This window comes from Nonomuraea sp. NPDC049607, from assembly GCF_040675375.1.
GTDB lineage: Bacteria > Actinomycetota > Actinomycetes > Streptosporangiales > Streptosporangiaceae > Nonomuraea.
Window position 1 is genome coordinate 183,265 of record NZ_JBFAOV010000013.1, and the last position, 18,927, is coordinate 202,191.

Sequence of the window (18,927 nt, forward strand, 5' to 3'; positions counted from 1 at the left end):
CGCCGGGGACGCCCGAGGACGTCAGACCGACGGGACGGCCGCCCGGCCGGTGCGGGCCGACTCCTGCGCCGCCAGCGCGAAGGCCAGGACCTCCCGGCCCTGCTCGCCGGTGAGCGCCGGCGGGGTGCCGTCGAGCAGGGCGTCCACGAAGTGCTGCCCTGACCGGACGAAGCTCGTCTCCCAGCCGGTCGGCATGTCGTCGTAGCCGGTGGTGACGCCGTCGCGGTGCAGCACGACCGGGGCGACGTCGAGCATGCGGCCGTGGCCGCGGGTGATCCAGATGACGCCGCGGGTGCCGGTGATCTCCACCCGGTCGTCCTGGGCGTAGTGCACGGTGTCGAGCTTCAGCTCCGGCGAGTAGACGACCTCCAGCGCGCCGACCGCGCCGTCGGGGTGCGTCCAGCTCACCATGGACGGCGCGTCGATCAAGCCGTCGTAGCTGCTGCCGACGAAGGCGTGGACGCGGTCGGCCAGGCCCAGGAAGTGCCAGGCGATGGCGAACTTGTGGTGCCCGTCGTCGAAGACCAGCGGGCCGCCGCCGGACTGCTCGGGGTCGGCCCGCCAGGCGCTGGCGGCCGCGGGCACCTCCCAGGCGGTGGGGCTCCAGCCGGGGTTGGACTTGAGCCGGATGCTCCGCACCTCGCCGATCTCGCCGGCCTCGACGAGCGCCTTGGCCCGCTGGACGGGCGGGTAGAAGACGAAGTTCTCGAACACCTTGAACACGACGTGGCGCTCTGCCGCACGGGCGATCATGGCGTCGGCGTCGGCGTCGGCCAGGCTCGTCGCCATCGGCTTCTGCAGCGAGACGTGCTTGCCCGCGTCCATCGCGTCGAGCGTCACCTGGGCGTGCAGGTGGTGGGGGACGAGGATCTCCACCATGTCCACGTCGTCCCGGGCGAGCAGCTCGCGGTAGTCGGCGTGCCGGTCCCGTTCGGCCACGCCCCAGGCCGCCCCGCGGGTGTCGCGGTTGCCGGGGACGGGATCGCAGACGGCCGTGATCACCGCCTCGGGGTGCTCCAGGTACGCCTGGGCGTGCAGGTCGGAGATGCGGCCGCAGCCGATGATGCCAACGCGGATCACTGGGACTCCTGAATCTCTTTCTAGCCCTTGACCGCCCCGGCCGTGAGGCCGGCGATGAAGTGCTTCTGGAAGGCGATGAAGATGGCGACTGTGGGAAGGCTGGCGAGCACGGCCATGGCCGCCTGCACGCCGTAGGCGATGGAGAACTGGCCCTGCTGCTGGAGGATGCCGACCATCACGGTGCGCAAGGTGTCGGAGCGGGTGAAGACCAGCGGGTAGAGGAAGTCGTTCCAGATGAAGGTGAACTGGAGCGTGGCCAGGGCAGCCAGCGCGGGCCGGGTCATCGGCAGCACGATGGAGGCCAGGATGCGCGGCTCGCTCGCGCCGTCGACCAGGCCGGCCGCCCGCAGTTCCATCGGGAGGCTGCGGAAGAAGTTGCGCATGACGAGCGTGCACAGGGAGATGCCGTAGCCGGAGTGGACGACGATCATCGGCCAGAGCGTGTCGTACAGGCCGGTCGCGTTGAACCCCTGGAACAGCGGGATCAGCAGGATCTGCGGCGGCACGAACAGCCCGGCCAGCAGGAAGAACCCGATGAGCTCGCCGAAGCGGGGCCGCAGCGCGGCGATCGCGTACCCGGCGAGGGTGCCGAGCGCGACCGAGACCGCCGTCGCGGGGACCGTCACCAGGACCGAGTTGAGCAGGTAGCGCCCGGTGCCGCCGACGGAGAACGCCTGGAGGTAGTTGTCCAGGCTGAGGCTGCCGCTCGGGGCCCACAGCCCGTTGGCGGCGATGTCGGCGTCGGACTTCAGCGAGGTGTACAGCACGCCCAGGCAGGGGACGAGGAACACCACCGCGAACCCCAGCAGCGCCGCCGCCAGCGGAACTCTCGACGCGCCCTTCTCCCTGGCGGCCGTCGTGGCCGGGATCGCGGGCCGGGTGGCCAGGACGGTCTCAGGCATGCCGGTCCCTCCAGGCATTCCAGGCGAAGAACATTCCGATGATCACGATCGAGACCACGAACAGCACGATCGACACGGCGCTGCCGTAGCCGAAGTCGTAGGTCTTGAACGACACGCGGTAGGCGAGCACGGCCAGCGTCTCGGTCTGTCGGAACGGTCCACCGCCGGTCATGACGTAGACGATGTCGAAGCTCTTGAGCGCGTTGATCAGGCTCAGCGAGATGACCACCACGGACGAGGGCCGCAGGGCGGGCAGCACGACCGCGCGCAGCCGCTGCCAGGGGCCGGCGCCGTCCATGTGCGCGGCCTCGGTCAGGTCACGCGAGACCGAGGTGAGGCCGGCCAGGAAGATGACCATGGCCAGGGTCACCTGCTGCCAGCCCCAGGCGACCATCACCGCCCACAGGGCCGTGTCCGGGTCCGACAGCCAGGCGTGCGCCAGCGACCCGAGCCCGACGGCGTCGAGCAGGAGGTTGAGCAGGCCGTCCTCGGGCCGGTAGATCCAGAACCAGACCTGGCCGACCACCACGAGGGACAGCGCGAGCGGCAGGAAGAAGAACGACTTGATCAGCTTGGCGAAGCGCGTGACGCGGTTGAGCGCCAGCGCCAGCGCCAGGCCGACGACGGTGGGCACCAGCACGCCCACCACCGTCCAGATCAACGTGTTGACCAGCGCTCTCGCGAAGCTCGGGTCGGCGGCCATCCTGCGGAACTGGGCCAGCCCGACGAAGTCGCCGCCACCGACCGCCTGCCAGTCGGTGAAGCCGTGCGCGAAGGAGTACAGCGCCGGCCACACGACGGCGATGCCGTACGCGAGGAGCGGTGCGGCGAGGAATCCCCAGGCCCACCAGGTCCGCCGGATCGTCATCCGCGCGTACCTCCTTTCTGTCGATTGTTGTGAGATGTCTCGGGCAGGTGGCCCCGGGCGCTCGGCGACGGCCCGGGGCCACCGCCGGTCAGGAGCCGGCGAACACGCCTTCTGCGGTGCTCTGCGCCTCCTTCAGCGCGGAGGCGGCGTCGGCGGGGTTGTTGACGAACTGCGCGAGCGCGTTGAGGCCGGCGTCGGACATCTCCGGGGTGGTCGCCAGGTCGTAGTTGAAGGCGAAGGCGGGGGCCTCGCCGACCACCTTGGCGGCCTTGTGCAGGATCGCGTTCTGCTTGCTCAGGTCGGCCTTGGGGTTGGGCGCCAGCGCGCCCTGCGTGAGCGCGACGGCCTGCTGGGCCTCGGGCGCGGCCAGGCAGGCGAGCACCTTCTCGGCCCCGGCCTTGTTGCCGGCGCCGGCCGAGATGGCGAAGCCGTCCACGGGGCCGAGCGCGGCCTGCGGCACGCCGGGGGTGATCTCGGGGAAGGGGAAGAAGTCGTACCCCTCGCCCGCCTTGACCTGGTTGCCGTCCCAGTAGCCGCTGATCCAGGTGCCCATGAGGGTCATCGCGGCCTTGCCGGAGGAGACCATGTCGCTGGCGTCGGGCCAGTCGTAGCCGTTGGGGTTGTCGTTGAAGTAGCCCTTGTCGAAGAGCTGCTTCCACCGGTCGAACGTCTGGGTGACCTGCGGGTCGGTGTACTTGGCCTTGCCGGCCATGAGCTGGGCCCGGTAGTCGGGCCGGCCGTGCGCAGGAGCAGGTAGTCGAACCAGAACTGGGCGGGCCAGCGGTTCTTCGAGCCCAGCGCGAACGGGGTGATCCCGGCGGCCTTGAGCTTGTCGGCGGCGGCCATCAGGTCGTCCCAGGTCTTGGGCATCTCGGTGATGCCGGCCTTGGCCATGACCTCGGGGTTGTAGAACATGCCGACGTAGTGGTAGTCGAGGGGCAGCAGGTACTTCTGGCCGCCGTAGGTGGCCGCGGCCTTGGTCAGGTTCTCGGGGATGGCCTGGTCGAGGCCGGACTTGGCCCACATGTCGTCGAGCGGCGCCAGGCGCTTCTGGTCGACGAGGTACTGGGTCTTGGCGCCCGCCCAGTACGACAGCAGGTCGGGCGGGTTGCTGCCGGCGAGCTGCACCAGGATGGCGTCCTTGAACGCCTCCTGCTCCGCCGGGCTGTTCTTGATCTTCTGACCGGACTGCTTCTCGCAGATCGACAGCACCTGGGCCATCGCCTTGCTGCCGCCCTCGTCGCTGAAGTAGTGGACCATGCTGACCTCGTTCGCGGCCGGGGAGCCGGAGCCCCCCGACCCGGCGTCCGTCCCGCAGGCGGCGGAGAGGAGCACCGCGGCCGAGGCCGCCGCCGCCAGCTTGACCGCGCGCCGCTGAACGGCAACGCTGTTGTTCGTCATCCGTGGATCTCCGTGGGTGATGGTGGGTGGGCGTCGAACTTCGCGGGGACACGCCCACCCACTTGCTGGGTGATTCGGAACGCGGCGACCGTGACCATGCGGCCGAGGTCGCCGATCCTCGCGAGGGTGACCCGCGAGGCAGGCCCGGAAATCCCGATGGAGGCCAGCGGGACGCCGTGCAGGTTGAAGATCGGGGCCGCCACGCATCTGACGTCGAGGTTGAGCTCCTCGTCGTCGATCGCGTAGCCGCGGCGGCAGACCTGCGCCAGGTCGGCGGAGAGGCTGTCGATGCCCGTGTGCGTGCGCATCGTGTAGGCGGTGAACGGGTCGGGCAGCAGCTCGGCCAGCTCTTCTGGGGTGGCGGTGCAGTAGAGGGCCTTGCCGGTGGAGGAGGCGTAGATGATCGGCTGGGCGCCGATCTCGGTCTCGACCGTGATCCGGCCGCCGCGCTGCCGTTCCTGGGCGACGTACACGCCGCCGCCGCGCGTGCGGCGGGCCAGGTGCACGGCCTCGCCGGTGGCGGCGGACAGCTCGCGCATGACCGGTCCGGCGGTGGAGACGAGGTCGACCCCGCGCAGCACCTGGCCGGCCAGGGAGATCATCCCCGTCGAGACCCGGAAGATCTTGGTCGCCGGGTCCTGCTCGACGTAGCCGCGGTCCTCCAGCACCCGCAGCAGCCGGTGGACGTTGCCCTTGTCCGCGTTCACCTCGCGGGCCAGCGCGGTCACGCCGAGCCCTTCGGGGCGGCGCGCCAGCCCTTCGAGGACGTCCAGCCCGGTGAGCAGGGCACCCGCCGCGCGGGAGGCGGGCAGCGAGTCGGTGGTCGGATCAGCCATGGCCGTAGTCAACCTGCCCAGTTGTCCGGACGTCAACTCCGTTGTGCCCTGTGCGGTCACATCGTCCTCCTCTCGTGACCTGGCCGGATGCTCTAACAGACATCGAAGTCGGCGCCCTCGTGGGCCTGGAGCACGTGGTCGTGGTGCAGGCGCCGCCAGCCGCGCTCGGGCGGCGCCGGCGGGGCCCAGCCCTCCCGGCGGCGGGCCAGCTCGTCCGGGTCGACCAGCAGCGCCAGCTCCCCCGCCGCGGCGTCGAGGCGGATGCGGTCGCCGTCGCGCACCAGCGCGAGCGGGCCGCCGACCGCCGCCTCCGGCGACACATGCAGGACCACCGTCCCGTACGCGGTGCCGCTCATCCGCGTGTCGGACACCCGGACCATGTCGCGCACGCCGTCCCTGGCCAGCTTCGCCGGGATCGGCAGCGACCCGGCCTCGGGCATGCCGCCGCCCACCGGCCCCGCGTTGCGCAGCACCAGCACCGAGTCGGGCGTGACGGGCAGGTCCGGGTCGTCGATCCGGCGGGCCACGTCCTCGGGCGACTCGAAGACGACGGCGGGACCCTCGTGCCGCAGCAGCGCGGACGTGGCCGCCGACACCTTGATCACCGCGCCGTCGGGGGCGAGGTTGCCACGCAGCACCGCCAGCGCGCCGGTGGGCCCGAGCGGGTCCTCCAGGGTGCGGATGGTGGTCTGCCAGTCGGCGGGCGGGGCGACCCCGGCCAGCCGGTCACGCAGGGTGCCGCCCTCCACGACCGGGACGTCCAGGTCGAGGAGCGGTTCCAGCGCCTTCATCAGCACCGGCACGCCGCCGGCCCGGTGGAGGTCCTCCATGTAGCCGACGCCCGACGGCTTGCAGTCGACCAGGAGCGGCACCCGTCCGGCGATGGCCGCCACGTCGTCGAGCCCGAACGGCACGCCCGCGCGCCTGGCCACCGCCAGCAGGTGGATCACGGCGTTGGTCGAGCCGCCCAGCGCCATCAGCACGGTGACCGCGTTGGCCAGGGCCCCGGCGGTGACGATCGAGGACGGCCTGCGCCCGGCGCGGGCGGCCTCGACCGCGATCCGCCCGGAACGCACGCCGGCGCGGAGCCGGTCGCCGGTGGGCGCGGGAGCCGTGGCCGTGCCCGCCGGGCTCATGCCCAGGGCCTCGGCCAGGCAGGCCATGGTGGAGGCGGTCCCCATGACCATGCAGGTGCCGCCGGTCGTGGCCAGGGCGCCGCGCACGTCGGCGATGTCGCCCTCGTCCAGCTCCCCGGCCCGGTGCCTGGCCCACATCGAGCGGCAGTCGGTGCACGCGCCGAGCCGGGTGCCGCGCCAGGTGCCGGTGAGCATGGCCCCGGCCACGAGCTGCACGGCCGGGACGTCCGCCGAGACCGCGGCCATGAGCTGGGCGGGCACGGTCTTGTCGCACCCGCCGGCCAGCACCACGGCGTCCATCGGCTGGCCCTTGACCAGCTCCTCGGTCTCCAGCGCGGCCAGGTTCCTGAAGAGCATCGACGTGGGCGACATGAGGATCTCGGGCAGCGACATGGCCGGGAAGGTCACCGGCAGGCCGCCCGCCTCCAGCACCCCTCGGGCGACCGCCTGCACGAGCTGCGGCATCTCCCGGTGGCAGGTGGTGAACCCGCCGCTGGTGTCGGCGATGCCGACGACCGGCCGGTCGAGGTCCTGCTCGTCGTACCCGGAGGAGGCCAGGAAGGCCCGGCGCAGGAAGCGGCTGAAGCCCTCGTCGCCGTAGGAGGTCAGGCCACGGTCGACACCACGCGGTTCGTTGCCGTGGGAGGCCGGGTCGTGGTCGGCGTCACGTGGTTCGTTGACGGTCATCAGGCCCCCCGGAGCCGCAGGTTGACGTACTTGGCGACGGTGTAGTCCGCCAGCCCCTCGGTGCCGCCCTCCCGGCCGAAGCCGGACTGCTTGACCCCGCCGAACGGGGCCTCCGCGGTGGCGATCGTGAGCTCGTTGACCCCGACCATCCCGGTCTCCAGCTCCTCGCTGGCCCGGAAGGCGGTGGCCAGGTCCTCGGTGAAGACGAACCCCGCCAGGCCGAACGGCGTGGCGTTCGCCCGGGAGACCGCCTCCTCGAAGGTGGCGAAGGTGCTGATGGGAGCGATCGGGCCGAACGGCTCCTCGACCATCACCCGCATGTCGTCGGACACGCCGGACAGCACGGTCGGCCGGTAGAAGTGGCCGCCCGGCAGGTCGGCGGGGCCGCCGCCGGCCAGCACGGTGGCCCCACGGGTCACCGCGTCCTCGACCAGCTCGTGGACGGCGGTCAGCCGTCTGGTCGTGGTCAGCGGGCCCACGTCGGTGGCCGGGTCGCGCCCGTCGCCGAGCCGCAGCGCGCGGGTCTCGTCGGCGAACGCCTCGGCGAAGGCGGCGGCGATGTCCTCGTGGACCAGGAACCGCCTGGGCGAGATGCACACCTGGCCGCTGTTGCGGAACTTGGCGCGGGCGCACATCCGGGCCGCCCGCTCGGGGTCGGCGTCGGGGAAGACCAGGACCGGGGCGTGCCCGCCCAGTTCCATCGAGACCGACTTGATCCCGCCGGCGGCCTGCCGCAGCAGCTCGGCGCCGACCGGGACCGAGCCGGTCAGGCTCACCTTGCGGATCACGTCGGAGGCGATCAGGTGGCGGGAGATGGCCGGGCCGTCGCCGGTGACGACGTTCAGCGCCCCGGCGGGCAGGCCGGCCTCGTCGGCGATCTCCGCGATGAGCAGCACGGACAGCGGCGCCTCCGCCGGGGCCATGACGATCACCGAGCAGCCGGCGGCCAGCGCCGGCGCGATCTTCCGGACCGGCAGCAGCGCGGGGAAGTTCCAGGCGGCGAACGCCGCGACCGGTCCCACCGGCTCGCGGCGGACGAAGATGCGGGTGTCGGGGTCGCGGGCCTCGACCGTCCTGCCGTAGACCCGGCGGGCCTCGTCGGCGTACCAGTCGAACTGGTCGGCGGCGGCCAGCACCTCCCCCTCGGCCTGGGCCAGCGGCTTGCCCTGGTCGAGCGTCATGACCATGGCGAAACGTCCGGCCTGCGCGCGGATGCCGTCGGCGATGCGGCGCAGGATCCGCGAGCGTTCCCAGGGCTGCGTCCGCCGCCAGGTCGCGAAGCCCTCGGCGGCCGCGTCCAGGGCCAGGTCGAGGTCGTGCGGGCGGGCGATCGGCAGCTCGGCCAGCAGCTCGCCGTCGGCGGGGTTGTGCACGGGGAAGGTCTCGTCCGCCCGGTGCCAGGCGCCGGCCACGTACATCGCGGCGGGCGGGAGCAGGTGATGGTTCATGGGGTTCACAGTCCGATCTCGTGACGCAGCTCCTGGGTGCGCGCCACCCAGTTGCCGACGTTCCAGCGGCCGTAGGAGGGAAGGCCCCCGTCCGGGTCTGGCCCGAAGTAGACGGGGACGTGGACGAGCGACAGGCCGGGATGGGCGCGGGCCTTGTCGAGCGCCGCCCGCAGCTCCTCGGGCGTGGTGCCGCCGAACAGGGCGTTCACCCCGCTCACCGACGACGCCCAGGCCACGTAGTCGACGGCGACGTGGTCCCAGGTGGCGTGGTCCTTGCCGTACTGGGCGATCTGGAGGCTGGAGATGGCGGCCATCCGGCGGTTGTCCAGCACCACGACGCAGCCGGTCGCGCCGTGCGCCACGCCGTCGATGAGCACCTGGGGGTTCATCGTGAACGAGCCGTCGCCGGTCACCGCCACCCCGTACCAGTCGTCTCCGGACAGGGCGGTGGCCAGCACCGCGCTCGTGGCGAAGCCCATGTAGCTGGCGCCGGCCTCGGTGAAGGACTCCTCGGGCTCGTCCTGGGCCGACATCTGGAAGCCGTAGGCCTGGACGTCGCCGGCGTCGAAGAACGTGACCGCCCGCGTGTCGGCCGCCCACTGCGCGACCGTGTGCACGGCGGCGGGCTGGGTGAGCACCTCGCGGTCCCAGACCGGGTCGTGCAGCCGGGGACGGGCCAGGCGGGCCGCCTTGAGCTCTTCCCAGGCCGCCCGGGCCGTCCGGCACTCGGCGAGCCACGCGCTGTCCTGCCGGGGGCTCTCGTCCTCGGCCCGTACGGCCCGCACGGCCTCGATCAGGGCGGCCAGGCTCAGCCGGGCGTCGCCGACCAGGGCGCTGGTGCGGGCGTAGTGGGTGGCCGCGTCCAGGTCGGCGTTGATGTTGACGACGTGCCGGACGTTGGGGTAGCCGGTGCGCGAGGAGTCCGCCTGGCAGACCGAGCGGGTGCCGACGGCGACCAGCAGGTCGGCGTGTTCCATGGCGTGGTTGCCGCTCAGCGAGCCCTTGGCGCCGCCGACCATCATCTGGCGCGGGTGGCCGGAGGGGATGGTGCCGAGGCTGACCGGCGACATCACGAAGACGCCGTCGACGAGGTCGGCCAGCTCCTCCAGCTCCGACCGGCAGTCGGTGGCGCCGCCACCCACCTTGATCACCACGCGTTCGGCCGCCACCAGCCGCCGGGCGATCTCCGCGTACGACGTGGCCGGGTCTGCCGGGCCGAGCCGCGGCGGCGCGCCGACCGGGAGCTCGTCGAGGTTGAAGTCCTTGATCACCTCTGGCTGCGTGTTCAGCGGCAGCAGCAGGTAGAAGGGCCCCGGCCGGTACGGATGGTCGACCTGGTTGAGGCCGCGGCGCAGCGCCGTGGGCAGGGCGCGTGGCGTGTGCAGCGAGTAGGCCGGGCCCATCGTGGCCGCCAGCCGCAGGAACAGCCCCTGTTCGGCGCGCGGGATCTGCTGCATGTTGGGGCCTTCGTCCTCGGTGGTCTCGTCACCGTAGAGATGCCAGACCCCGACGCCGTCGCTCGCCGCCACGAGCGAGCCGGCCATCGCCTGGAGCGCTCCCGGCCCGATCGAGGTGACCACCGCCGCCTTCTCCCCCGTGACCCACCGCAACGCCGTTGCCGCGTGGGACGCCTCGGTCTCGTGCCGGACGGCGTAGGTCTGGAGAACGCCCGCGTCCTGGTAGGCGCGCAACACCTCGCCCAGTTCGGTCGAGCCGTGGCCGAGCACGACGACGAACCGGGTCACCCCCTGCCTGACCAGCCCGAGGACGACCGCCTCCGCCATGGTCAGGTCGGCCCTGCGCGGCAGCTCGCCGCCGTCGAGGGCCTCCTCGAAACCACCGGCGCGCGCGATCGCCGCCGCCCGCGCGACGCGTTCAGCAGTCATCCTGCTCGACTCCCCCTCCACCGTTCTCCTTCGACTCGTGGATGTAGCCGAGAACGTACAACGCTGTTGAGGTATCGGCAATACCTCGTACAGGAAATACGGGTACACGGAGGTAAAATAACCTGGTTTGTTGCTTATTTGACAACAAATCAGGCATTGAGGGCATGCGGGCGGGAGCGCGGTGAGACTGACATCGACGAACTCACCAGGCGCCGTCGGAGTGGCGGAGCCGACCCGTCGGCGACCGGCGGCCCGAGACGCTCAGGCGGCCGAGTCGCCGGTCCTTCAGAGGTTGCGCAGGTCGAGGGGGCCGAGGTCGCGGACGGTCCGGGCCAGGGCGCGGATCATGTCGTTCTCCGCCTCGGTCGACCACACCAGCGCGAACTTCAGCGGATCGTCGTCCCGGAGGGGCAGGTAGGCGATGTCGGGCCGGAGGTAGTAGCGCTTCATGTGGTGGGCGACGAGGCCGACGGTCTCTCCGGTGGAGATCAGCGAGAGCATCTCCTCGGTGTTGCTCGCCAGCGGGCCGCGCTCGATGCGGCGGCTCACGGAGGTCCGGGGCGGGAGAAAGCCCTCCGCCCAGTAGTCCGGCCTGGACGGGGCGTCCACGTGCTGGAAGTCGGCGAGCATCTCCGTCAGGGCGGTCGCGTGCCGGGTGAGTTCGTGATCGGCGGCCACGGCCAGCAGGCGCGGGTCGGTGAACAGGACCGGCCCCGTCGTCAGGTCGGGTTCCTCGACGGGCAGCCACGCGACCAGGACGTCGATGTCACCGCGGCGCAACCCGGCGAACGGATCGGCGAACGGGGAGATCCGGATCTGCAGCCTCCACTGGGGATGGTGGTCGCGGAAATCGTCCCAGTAGCGCCGCAGGTCGTAGGAGTTGTGCGGGATCATGCCGACCCTGAGCACGCCGGTGATCCCCTCGGCGGCCAGCCTGGCCCGGCGCACGCCCTCCTGGAGGCCGCTGTACATCGGCCAGAGGTCGTCGCGGAGTTGCCGGCCGATCGGCGTCAGCCGTACCGACCGAGAGCTTCGTTCGAAGAGCAGGGCGCCGATCTGGCGCTCCTGCTTCTGGACCGCCTTGGTGATCCGGGCGGGGGTGACGTGCAACCGCTCGGCGGTGCGGGCGAAGTGGAGCTCTTCGGCCAGCGTCAGGAAGATCTCGATGTCGCGCAGCTCCACGACTCCCCCTCACGTTGCTCTCGGGGTCAATTCTGCCTTGCGCATTTTGTCATTGTTTCGGGCTGTTCAGCGCCTGGATCCTGGGTCACCGAACAAGTCGGACGATTCTGGAGTGACAAGATGACGCAGCTCACAGGCAAGACGGCACTGGTGACCGGGGCCTCGCGAGGGATCGGCCGGGCCGTGGCACGGCGGCTGGCGGCCGCGGGCGCGCTGGTGGCCGTGCACTACGGCAGCAACGAGGACGCGGCCCTGGAGACCGTGCAGCTGATCGAGAAGGACGGCGGCCGCGCCTTCCCGGTACGGGCCGAACTGGGCGTGCCCGGGGACGTCGACACCCTGTTCGCCGGACTGGAGGCGGGGCTCACCGCGAGGACCGGCCAGGTGCGGCTGGACATCCTGGTCAACAACGCCGCCATCAACACCGGCGGGCCGATCGACACCGTCACCCCCGAGGCCTTCGACCGGCTGATCGCGATCAACACCAAGGCGCCGCTGTTCATCGTCCAGCGGGCCCTTCCGCTGCTCAACGACGGCGGCCGGATCGTGAACGTGACCACCGCGGCGACCAGGATCGCCATGCCCGAGGCGCCGTACGCGATGAGCAAGGTCGGCATCGAGGTGCTCAGCCGTTCCCTGGCCCAGCAGGTGGGCCCGCGCGACATCACCGTCAACGCCGTCGCGCCCGGGCCGACGGTCACCGACATGAACCCATGGATGCTCGGCAACCCCGAGGTCCAGCAGATGGTCGGCACCGGCAACGCCATCCCCCGCGTCGGCCGGCCCGACGACATCGCCGACGTGGTCGCCTTCCTGGCCTCGGAGGCCGGACGGTGGGTGACCGGCCAGGTCGTCGACGCCTCCGGCGGCTGTTTCCTCGGTCCCCGGATCTGAGCTGACAGCGCCCCCGGGCCGCCGTCAGCCGATGCTCAACCGGGTGTCAGCGCGTCCCGGCAGTTTTGGACCTACCGCAAGCAACCCTCTCACCTTTCAGGAAACACGATGAAGCTTCTTGCCCTCGGCCTGGCCTCGGCCGGCCTGACCATGGCCGGCACCATGGCCGGCACCATGGCCGGCACCATGGCCGGCACCATGGCCGGCACCGTCGCCGTCGCCGCGCCCGCCGTCCCCGCGTCGGCCGACACCGGCGTGGTGGCCGCGCTCGACAGCGTGGCCAAGCCGCTGGCCTCCACCTCTGCCGAGGCTCGCGGGCACGACCTCGACGCCTTCGGCGCCATGGTGGGCCGGGCGCAGGTGGTCGGCGTGGGCGAGGCCACGCACAGCACCGCCGAGTTCTACACCCTCAACCAGCGGCTGTTCCGCTACCTGGTGGCCGAGAAGGTGTTCACCACGTTCGCCCGCGAGCTGAGCTGGAGCACCGGCCTGCGCCTGAACGACTACGTCCTGTACGGCAAGGGCGACCCGCAGGCGGTCTTCCACGACGAGGTCAAGGGCCCCTATGACCTGTTCGACAACCGCGAGTTCCTCGACCTGGTCCGGTGGATGCGGGCCCACAACGCCGGCCACGCAGAGAAGGTCCAGTTCATGGGCGCCGACCTGCTCTACCCCGGCGACATCCTGTTCGACAAGGTGCTGGCCTACGTCAAGCAGCGCCACCCCGCCCTGCTGCCCGAGCTCACCCGGCTGTACGACGGGCTGCGGCCCACCACGAAGAACGCCGGGGAGTACATGGCGCAGGCGATGGCCGTACCCCTGAAGACCAGGCAGGACCACGCGCGGCGCGCCACGCAGGCGCTCAGGCTGCTGGAGCGCCAGGGCGCGGGCAAGTGGGCGGTGCAGCACGCCCGCGCGCTGTCGCAGACCTTCACCGACTTCGCCTTCGACCAGGCCACCGAGGACGGCCGCCGCCAGGCCCAGGAGTACCGCGACAGCGTGCTGGCCGACAACGTGGCCTGGTGGAACGCCACCACCGGGGCCAAGATCCAGGTGTCCGGGCTGAACGCGCATCTGAGCTACACCCCGATCGACACCGCGTTCGTGCCGACCCCGATGGGCGGCCTGCTGCGCAAGCGGCTCGGCGACCGGTTCGTCACCGTCGGCACCAGCTTCGACCAGGGCGGCTACAACTTCGCCGGCTCCGAGGACGGCTGCCCGGACGGCGTCAAGCCCGCCGAGCGGCCGATGACGTGCAAGGGCTCGGTCTCCGCCGCGCCCGCCGACTACAACGAGCATACGCTGGACCAGGTGCGCCACCGCGACTTCATGCTCGACACCCGCACCGCGCCGGCCGCCGCCAAGGCGTGGCTGTCGCAGGCCCGGAACACCCGCCTGATCGGCGGCGGGTTCTGGTCGCCCGGCCAGGCCGTCCAGGCCGCCCTGGGACGGTCCTTCGACGTGGTCATCCACCTGCACCAGGTCAAGGCTGCCCGGCTCCTGCCGTGAGATCTCACGGCCGGCCGGACGGGAGCAGGGCGAGCCACGACCGCGCTGACCTGGCTCGCGTGGGAACCGCCCGTCCCTGCCCCCTGTGCCCACCACCCTTCGTGGTGGTGGGCACGCACGGCCGAGCCCTCAAAGGGCGTGCCCGCCGGCGACCCGCAGCACCTGACCGGTGATCCAGCGAGCCGAAGGTCGACGTGTCGACGTCGTCCGGCGATTCGCGGTGAGCCGCGTTGTTTCGGCACAGGCGGTCGCCGGAACCGCACGGCCTGTCGTGCTCCCTCCTCTCACCTGATCATCTCGTCATGGGCCAAAATGGCCCGCATGCCTTCCACTCCGTCCGGATTCAACGACTACGACAGGATCGCCGAGGGGTACACGGCCGAGAACGAGACCGGCCTCGTGAACGCGTACTACGAGCGGCCCGCGATGCTGGAGCTCGCCGGGGACGTGACCGGCCGGCGCGTCCTCGACGCCGGCTGCGGCTCGGGTCCCCTGTTCGCCGAGCTGCGCGATCGAGGGGCCGTCGTGACCGGCGTCGACGCGAGCGCCGGGATGCTGGAGCTGGCCCGGCGACGGCTGGGCGCCGACGCGGACCTGCGGGTCGCCGACCTCGGCAGCCCACTGCCCCTGCCCGACGGCGAGTTCGACGACGTCATCGCGTCCCTGGTGCTGCACTACCTGGAGGACTGGGGGCCGGCGCTGGCCGAGCTGCGACGCGTGCTGAAGCCCGGCGGCCGGCTCCTCGTCTCGGTCGACCATCCCTTCGTCATCACCCTCGTCAAGCACATGGCCGGGGAAAGGCCCGTCTACTTCGGAACTCGCGACCGGGTCGAAGAATGGACCATGGGAGGGCAGACCGCCCGGATGAGGTTCTGGGACCGGCCGCTGCACGCGATGAGCGAGGCGTTCACCGAGGCCGGCTTCCGGATCAGCGTCATCAGCGAACCGCCGGCCGCGCCGGAGGCCCGCGAACTGTTCCCCGAGGAGTTCCGCGAGATCACCGGCACGCGGTTCCTGAGCTTCCTGTTCTTCGTCCTGGAAGCCGCCTGACGGTCGCGGGTCAGAGCAGGCCGAAGAAGGTGCGAATGGCTGTGACCAGGGTTTCCGGGGCGGCCAGGCCCACCATGTGGCTGGGGCTCACCGCGTCGCCCCACCACCGCAGGTCGTTCCGGCGGGACGCGATGCGCCGCATGATCGCCGGACCTCCGTGCGAGACCCCCGTCGGCACCGCCCGCTGATCGATCGGCAGCCCGGCGGCCCCTTCGTAGTACGGCCACGACGAAGACCCGCCGGTGCCGGTCAGCCAGTACAGACTGGCGTTGGCCAGGACGAGGTCCCGCGCGACCGGCTCCTTCAGCGGCGACCAGCCGTCGAACTCCTTGAACCGCTCCACCAGGTACGCGAGCTGCGCCACGGGCGAGTCCACGAACCCGTAGGAGAGCGTCTGGGGCCGTTTGGCCAGGTAGGGCCCATATCCGCTGCCGCCCGAGGTCCACGCGGTCAGCTCGGCGAGCGAGGCCAGTTCCTCCTCGTCCGCCCCGTCGAGCTCGCCGGGTTCGCCGGTGGGGATGCCGAGGCCGGCGGTGATGAGCGAGCCCACCACGTGCTCGCTGTCCAGGGCGGCCAGCTGAGGGGTCACCAGCGCTCCCGCGTCGTTGCCGTGGGCGCCGTACCGGTCGTAGCCGAGGCGGGCCATGAGCTCGGCCCACGTCCGGGCCACGCGGACGATGCTCCACGGCCGCTCGTCCGGCGGGTCGGGGAACGGCGAGAAGGCGAACCCGGGCAGCGAGGGCGCCACGACGTGGAAGGCGGTGGCCGGGTCGAGCCCGTACGCCCGCGGGTCGGTGAGCGGCCCGACGACCTCGGCGAACTCCAGCACGGAGCTCGGCCAGCTGTGCGTCAGGACGACGGGCAGCGCGTGCGGTTCGGGCGAGCGGACGTGCAGGAAGTGGATCGTCTGCCCGTCGATCACCGTCGTGTACTGGTCGAAGGCGTTGAGCCGGGCCTCGACGGCCCGCCAGTCGAACTCGTCGGCCCAGTGCGCGGCCAGCTCACGCAGGTAGCCGACCGGCACGCCCCGGTCCCACCCGCCCGGCAGCGGCCCGGCCCAGCGGGTGCGCCGCAGCCGCTCCTTGAGGTCGTCGAGGTCGGCCTGCGGAATGTCGATGCGAAAGGGCTTCATGGGGGAACACTAGGAACCCATGCGGCAAGGATCGTTCCGCGATCCCCGTACGGGAGCATGAAAAAGCCCCGCACGGGAAACCCGTGCGGGGCCTTTCAAGGCTGAGCCTTAGCTCTGACCGCCCGCGAGCTTCTCGCGGAGGGCAGCGAGCGCCTCGTCAGAGGCGAGCGCGCCGCTGGCCGGAGCCGACGACGAGCTGCCCGACGGAGGAGCGGTCTCGCCGCTGTAGGACGAGGGAGCGGCCTCGCCGGCCTCCGCCTCGGCCTTGCGGGCCTCCTCGATCTGCTTGCGGTGAGCCTCGAAGCGAGTCTGGGCCTCGGCGTACTGCCGCTCCCACTCCTCACGCTGCTTGTCGAAGCCCTCGAGCCACTCCCCGGTCTCCGGGTCGAAGCCCTCGGGGTAGATGTAGTTGCCCTGGTCGTCGTACGTGGCCGCCATGCCGTAGAGGGTCGGGTCGAACTCGACCTCGGTGCCCACACCCTCGTTGGCCTGCTTCAGCGAGAGGCTGATGCGGCGACGGTCGAGGTCGATGTCGATGATCTTCACGAAGATCTCGTCGCCGACCTGGACGACCTGCTCCGGGATCTCCACGTGGCGCTCGGCCAGCTCGGAGATGTGGACCAGGCCCTCGATGCCCTCCTCGACCCGGACGAACGCACCGAACGGCACCAGCTTGGTGACGCGGCCCGGCACGACCTGGCCGATCTGGTGGGTACGGGCGAACTGCTGCCACGGGTCTTCCTGCGTGGCCTTGAGCGACAGGGAGACGCGCTCGCGCTCCATGTCGACGTCGAGGACCTCGACCGTGACCTCCTGGCCCACCTCGACGACCTCAGACGGGTGGTCGATGTGCTTCCAGGACAGCTCGGACACGTGGACCAGACCGTCGACCCCGCCGAGATCGACGAAAGCGCCGAAGTTGACGATCGAAGAGACGACGCCCTTGCGGACCTGGCCCTTCTGCAGGGTGTTGAGGAACGTCTGGCGCACCTCGGACTGCGTCTGCTCCAGCCAGGCGCGGCGGGAGAGAACCACGTTGTTGCGGTTCTTGTCGAGTTCGATGATCTTCGCCTCGAGCTCGCGGCCGACGTACGGCTGCAGGTCGCGGACCCGTCGCATCTCGACCAGGGAGGCGGGGAGGAAGCCGCGCAGGCCGATGTCGAGGATGAGACCACCCTTGACGACCTCGATGACGGTACCGGTGACGATGCCGTCCTCGTCCTTGATCTTCTCGATCGTGCCCCAGGCGCGCTCGTACTGCGCGCGCTTCTTGGACAGGATCAGGCGGCCCTCTTTGTCCTCCTTCTGGAGAACCAGGGCCTCGACGTGCTCCCCGACCTCCACGACGTCAGCAGGGTCGACATCGTGCTTGATCGAAAGCTCGCGCGAGGGGATGACACCCTCGGTCTTGTAGCCGATGTCGAGAAGAACCTCGTCTCGATCGACCTTGACGACGGTGCCCTCGACGATGTCGCCGTCGTTGAAGTACTTGATGGTCTCGTCGATCGCGGCGAGGAAGGCTTCCTCGGACCCGATGTCGTTGACCGCTACCTGCGGGGTGCTCGAGGTGGCCTCAGTGCTGGACGTCATGTGTGGAATTGCTCCGAACGCGGACAGAAGTCGATGTGGCGTGCGCGGCAGGCCCTCTTCCGCATCAAGCCGAGGAATGACGACATCGACGTGACCGAGCGCGAGCCCGCTCCGTCTGAGGCGCGCGCGAGCCCACAGCGCAGCGATCAGCATATGAGACGTTGGCCACGAGGTCAATCCGGGGGCGCATCAGTACGCAATGATCTGGGACTCCCGCTTGGGGTTGATATTACCTCTTTGTTTCCGCGGGATGGAGATCCGCTCGGGATCGCCGTCCGAGACGTAGCGCTCGCCAGGGTGCTTGTTCAGCCACTCCAGCCAGTACTGCGAGCACCACTTGCGGCACTCCCCGCGCTTGCCGTTGCTCTGGATCCGCTGGATCGCCCCACGATCAAAATTGTTCGCGTAGGGCGAAAGGGACGGCTGGGCCCCGGCGAGGAACACGCCCGCGAAATCATATCGGGTTCCGTCCCAGGAACCGGTACGGGCGAGCTTCTTGGGCCGCGGCATCGACCCGTACGGCAGGGCCAGGGTCCTGTCGGGCGGCGCCCCCAGCTTCTTGAGCAGGCGCTCCACCCGGACGATCTGCTCGCGTACCTTCTTCTTCGACAGCCGCCGCAGGTCCGGATGGGACCAGGTGTGGTTGGCGACCTCGAAGCCGTGCTCGACCAGCCACCGCACGGCGGCCGCCTGCTGCTCCTGATCGCGCAGCCCGAAGGGCTCACGGGTGATCCAGAACGTCGCGGTCGGCCGGAACGAGGGGTAACGGGCGGCCACGTCGAGGATCACGCCGACGGCGGTGTCGGGCTCGGGGTTGCCGGAGGCGTCCAGCGCGAAGTGGCTCGGGTGCCCGTCGTCGAACGTCAGCACCACGGGGAACCGCCCGGCCGGCACCCGGATGTCGCCGGTGGCGAACTCTCTGGCCGTGATGGGCACGTAGCCCTGCTTGGCCAGTTTCTCCAGCTCCTGCCGGAGCTGGCCGGGGGTGCGGTCGATGGAGGCCACGCGCTTGCGCAGGATCCGGTGGTACATGATGATCGGCACCAGGCCCGCCTCGTTGGCGCGCACCTGCCGGGCGAACTCGGGGGTGGCGACCACGCCCGGAGGCTCGGAGACGTTCTGGGGTTGTCCCTGCGGAGGAGTGACGGGGGCGATCACGCCGACCCTGGCCGACGCCTGGGTAGTAGGGGTCTCACCGTCAGGTAAGAGACTCAGCCCGACGATGGCCACGGCCACCACCGCCACGTTCGCGATTGCGATGATCCGCGTGAACGACGTTGGTACCCGCACAAATCTCCCGGCAACTCGGCCAAAACTATCTTCAGC

The 18,927-nt window shown here is 70.9% G+C and carries 15 protein-coding genes and 1 pseudogene; 3 read left to right on the plus strand and 13 right to left on the minus strand.

The window, feature by feature from the left end; translation table 11 throughout:
- Positions 1–21: 21 nt before the first annotated feature.
- The 10 genes and pseudogenes from AB0J97_RS25800 to AB0J97_RS25845 all read right to left on the minus strand — a co-directional run bounded on the left by AB0J97_RS25800 (position 22) and on the right by AB0J97_RS25845 (position 11,426).
- The gene (locus AB0J97_RS25800) at positions 22–1,080 is read right to left on the minus strand and encodes a Gfo/Idh/MocA family oxidoreductase (protein WP_364092653.1); all 1,059 of its coding nucleotides are present in this window, start codon (positions 1,078–1,080) and stop codon (positions 22–24) included.
- Between the two features lie 20 nt (positions 1,081–1,100).
- Positions 1,101–1,982 carry a carbohydrate ABC transporter permease gene (locus AB0J97_RS25805; protein WP_364092655.1) on the minus strand — a complete coding sequence of 294 codons (882 nt, stop codon included), beginning with the start codon at positions 1,980–1,982 and terminating at the stop codon, positions 1,101–1,103.
- Positions 1,975–2,850 carry a sugar ABC transporter permease gene (locus AB0J97_RS25810; protein ID WP_364092657.1) on the minus strand — a complete coding sequence of 292 codons (876 nt, stop codon included), beginning with the start codon at positions 2,848–2,850 and terminating at the stop codon, positions 1,975–1,977. The genes AB0J97_RS25805 and AB0J97_RS25810 overlap by 8 nt, the downstream gene beginning before the upstream one ends.
- An 88-nt stretch (positions 2,851–2,938) precedes the next feature.
- Entirely contained in the window at positions 2,939–3,562 is a 624-nt protein-coding gene (locus AB0J97_RS25815) for an extracellular solute-binding protein (protein ID WP_364092659.1), read from the minus strand.
- A gap of 23 nt (positions 3,563–3,585) precedes the next feature.
- Positions 3,586–4,251 (minus strand): annotated as a pseudogene (locus AB0J97_RS25820) (extracellular solute-binding protein); the annotation flags it as partial.
- Positions 4,248–5,087 (minus strand): IclR family transcriptional regulator, encoded by an 840-nt coding sequence (locus AB0J97_RS25825; protein WP_364092661.1) that lies wholly within the window; start codon positions 5,085–5,087, stop codon positions 4,248–4,250. The pseudogene AB0J97_RS25820 and the gene AB0J97_RS25825, both read right to left, overlap by 4 nt.
- Before the next feature lie 92 nt (positions 5,088–5,179).
- On the minus strand, positions 5,180–6,910 hold the full coding sequence (locus AB0J97_RS25830; protein WP_364092663.1) for a dihydroxy-acid dehydratase: 1,731 nt from the start codon (positions 6,908–6,910) through the stop codon (positions 5,180–5,182).
- The gene (locus AB0J97_RS25835; RefSeq protein ID WP_364092665.1) at positions 6,910–8,358 is read right to left on the minus strand and encodes an NAD-dependent succinate-semialdehyde dehydrogenase; all 1,449 of its coding nucleotides are present in this window, start codon (positions 8,356–8,358) and stop codon (positions 6,910–6,912) included. Before AB0J97_RS25835 ends, AB0J97_RS25830 begins: the two co-directional genes overlap by 1 nt.
- Positions 8,359–8,363: 5 nt before the next feature.
- The gene (locus AB0J97_RS25840; RefSeq protein WP_364092667.1) at positions 8,364–10,244 is read right to left on the minus strand and encodes a thiamine pyrophosphate-dependent enzyme; all 1,881 of its coding nucleotides are present in this window, start codon (positions 10,242–10,244) and stop codon (positions 8,364–8,366) included.
- A gap of 285 nt (positions 10,245–10,529) precedes the next feature.
- Positions 10,530–11,426 carry a LysR family transcriptional regulator gene (locus AB0J97_RS25845; protein ID WP_364092669.1) on the minus strand — a complete coding sequence of 299 codons (897 nt, stop codon included), beginning with the start codon at positions 11,424–11,426 and terminating at the stop codon, positions 10,530–10,532.
- A 120-nt stretch (positions 11,427–11,546) separates the two neighbouring features.
- On the opposite strand from AB0J97_RS25845, the gene AB0J97_RS25850 reads away from it, so the two are divergent.
- From AB0J97_RS25850 to AB0J97_RS25860, 3 genes are all read left to right on the plus strand, one after another.
- Positions 11,547–12,320 carry an SDR family oxidoreductase gene (locus AB0J97_RS25850; RefSeq protein ID WP_364092671.1) on the plus strand — a complete coding sequence of 258 codons (774 nt, stop codon included), beginning with the start codon at positions 11,547–11,549 and terminating at the stop codon, positions 12,318–12,320.
- Positions 12,321–12,428: 108 nt separating this feature from the next.
- Positions 12,429–13,829, plus strand: a complete 1,401-nt coding sequence (locus tag AB0J97_RS25855; RefSeq protein ID WP_364092673.1) for an erythromycin esterase family protein — start codon at positions 12,429–12,431, stop codon at positions 13,827–13,829.
- Between the two features lie 321 nt (positions 13,830–14,150).
- The gene (locus tag AB0J97_RS25860) at positions 14,151–14,879 is read left to right on the plus strand and encodes a class I SAM-dependent methyltransferase (RefSeq protein WP_364092675.1); all 729 of its coding nucleotides are present in this window, start codon (positions 14,151–14,153) and stop codon (positions 14,877–14,879) included.
- A gap of 10 nt (positions 14,880–14,889) precedes the next feature.
- Here AB0J97_RS25860 and AB0J97_RS25865 read toward each other — a convergent pair whose 3' ends face one another.
- From AB0J97_RS25865 to AB0J97_RS25875, 3 genes are all read right to left on the minus strand, one after another.
- Complete coding sequence (locus tag AB0J97_RS25865; protein ID WP_364092677.1) at positions 14,890–16,011, minus strand: epoxide hydrolase family protein; 1,122 nt, start codon at positions 16,009–16,011, stop codon at positions 14,890–14,892.
- A 108-nt stretch (positions 16,012–16,119) separates the two neighbouring features.
- Positions 16,120–17,601 carry a 30S ribosomal protein S1 gene (rpsA, locus tag AB0J97_RS25870; RefSeq protein ID WP_352358288.1) on the minus strand — a complete coding sequence of 494 codons (1,482 nt, stop codon included), beginning with the start codon at positions 17,599–17,601 and terminating at the stop codon, positions 16,120–16,122.
- Between the two features lie 189 nt (positions 17,602–17,790).
- The gene (locus AB0J97_RS25875; RefSeq protein WP_364092679.1) at positions 17,791–18,846 is read right to left on the minus strand and encodes a polysaccharide deacetylase family protein; all 1,056 of its coding nucleotides are present in this window, start codon (positions 18,844–18,846) and stop codon (positions 17,791–17,793) included.
- Positions 18,847–18,927 lie beyond the last annotated feature (81 nt).

Bases quoted from the DNA above. Each gene is read 5' to 3' on its own strand.
- AB0J97_RS25805 (WP_364092655.1), bottom strand. From the start codon at position 1,982: ATGCCTGAGACCGTCCTGGCCACCCGGCCCGCGATCCCGGCCACGACG.
- AB0J97_RS25810 (WP_364092657.1), bottom strand. From the start codon at position 2,850: ATGACGATCCGGCGGACCTGGTGGGCCTGGGGATTCCTCGCCGCACCG.
- AB0J97_RS25815 (WP_364092659.1), bottom strand. From the start codon at position 3,562: ATGGCCGGCAAGGCCAAGTACACCGACCCGCAGGTCACCCAGACGTTC.
- AB0J97_RS25825 (WP_364092661.1), bottom strand. From the start codon at position 5,087: ATGGCTGATCCGACCACCGACTCGCTGCCCGCCTCCCGCGCGGCGGGT.
- AB0J97_RS25830 (WP_364092663.1), bottom strand. From the start codon at position 6,910: ATGACCGTCAACGAACCACGTGACGCCGACCACGACCCGGCCTCCCAC.
- AB0J97_RS25835 (WP_364092665.1), bottom strand. From the start codon at position 8,358: ATGAACCATCACCTGCTCCCGCCCGCCGCGATGTACGTGGCCGGCGCC.
- AB0J97_RS25840 (WP_364092667.1), bottom strand. From the start codon at position 10,244: ATGACTGCTGAACGCGTCGCGCGGGCGGCGGCGATCGCGCGCGCCGGT.
- AB0J97_RS25850 (WP_364092671.1), top strand. From the start codon at position 11,547: ATGACGCAGCTCACAGGCAAGACGGCACTGGTGACCGGGGCCTCGCGA.
- AB0J97_RS25855 (WP_364092673.1), top strand. From the start codon at position 12,429: ATGAAGCTTCTTGCCCTCGGCCTGGCCTCGGCCGGCCTGACCATGGCC.
- AB0J97_RS25860 (WP_364092675.1), top strand. From the start codon at position 14,151: ATGCCTTCCACTCCGTCCGGATTCAACGACTACGACAGGATCGCCGAG.
- AB0J97_RS25865 (WP_364092677.1), bottom strand. From the start codon at position 16,011: ATGAAGCCCTTTCGCATCGACATTCCGCAGGCCGACCTCGACGACCTC.
- rpsA (WP_352358288.1), bottom strand. From the start codon at position 17,601: ATGACGTCCAGCACTGAGGCCACCTCGAGCACCCCGCAGGTAGCGGTC.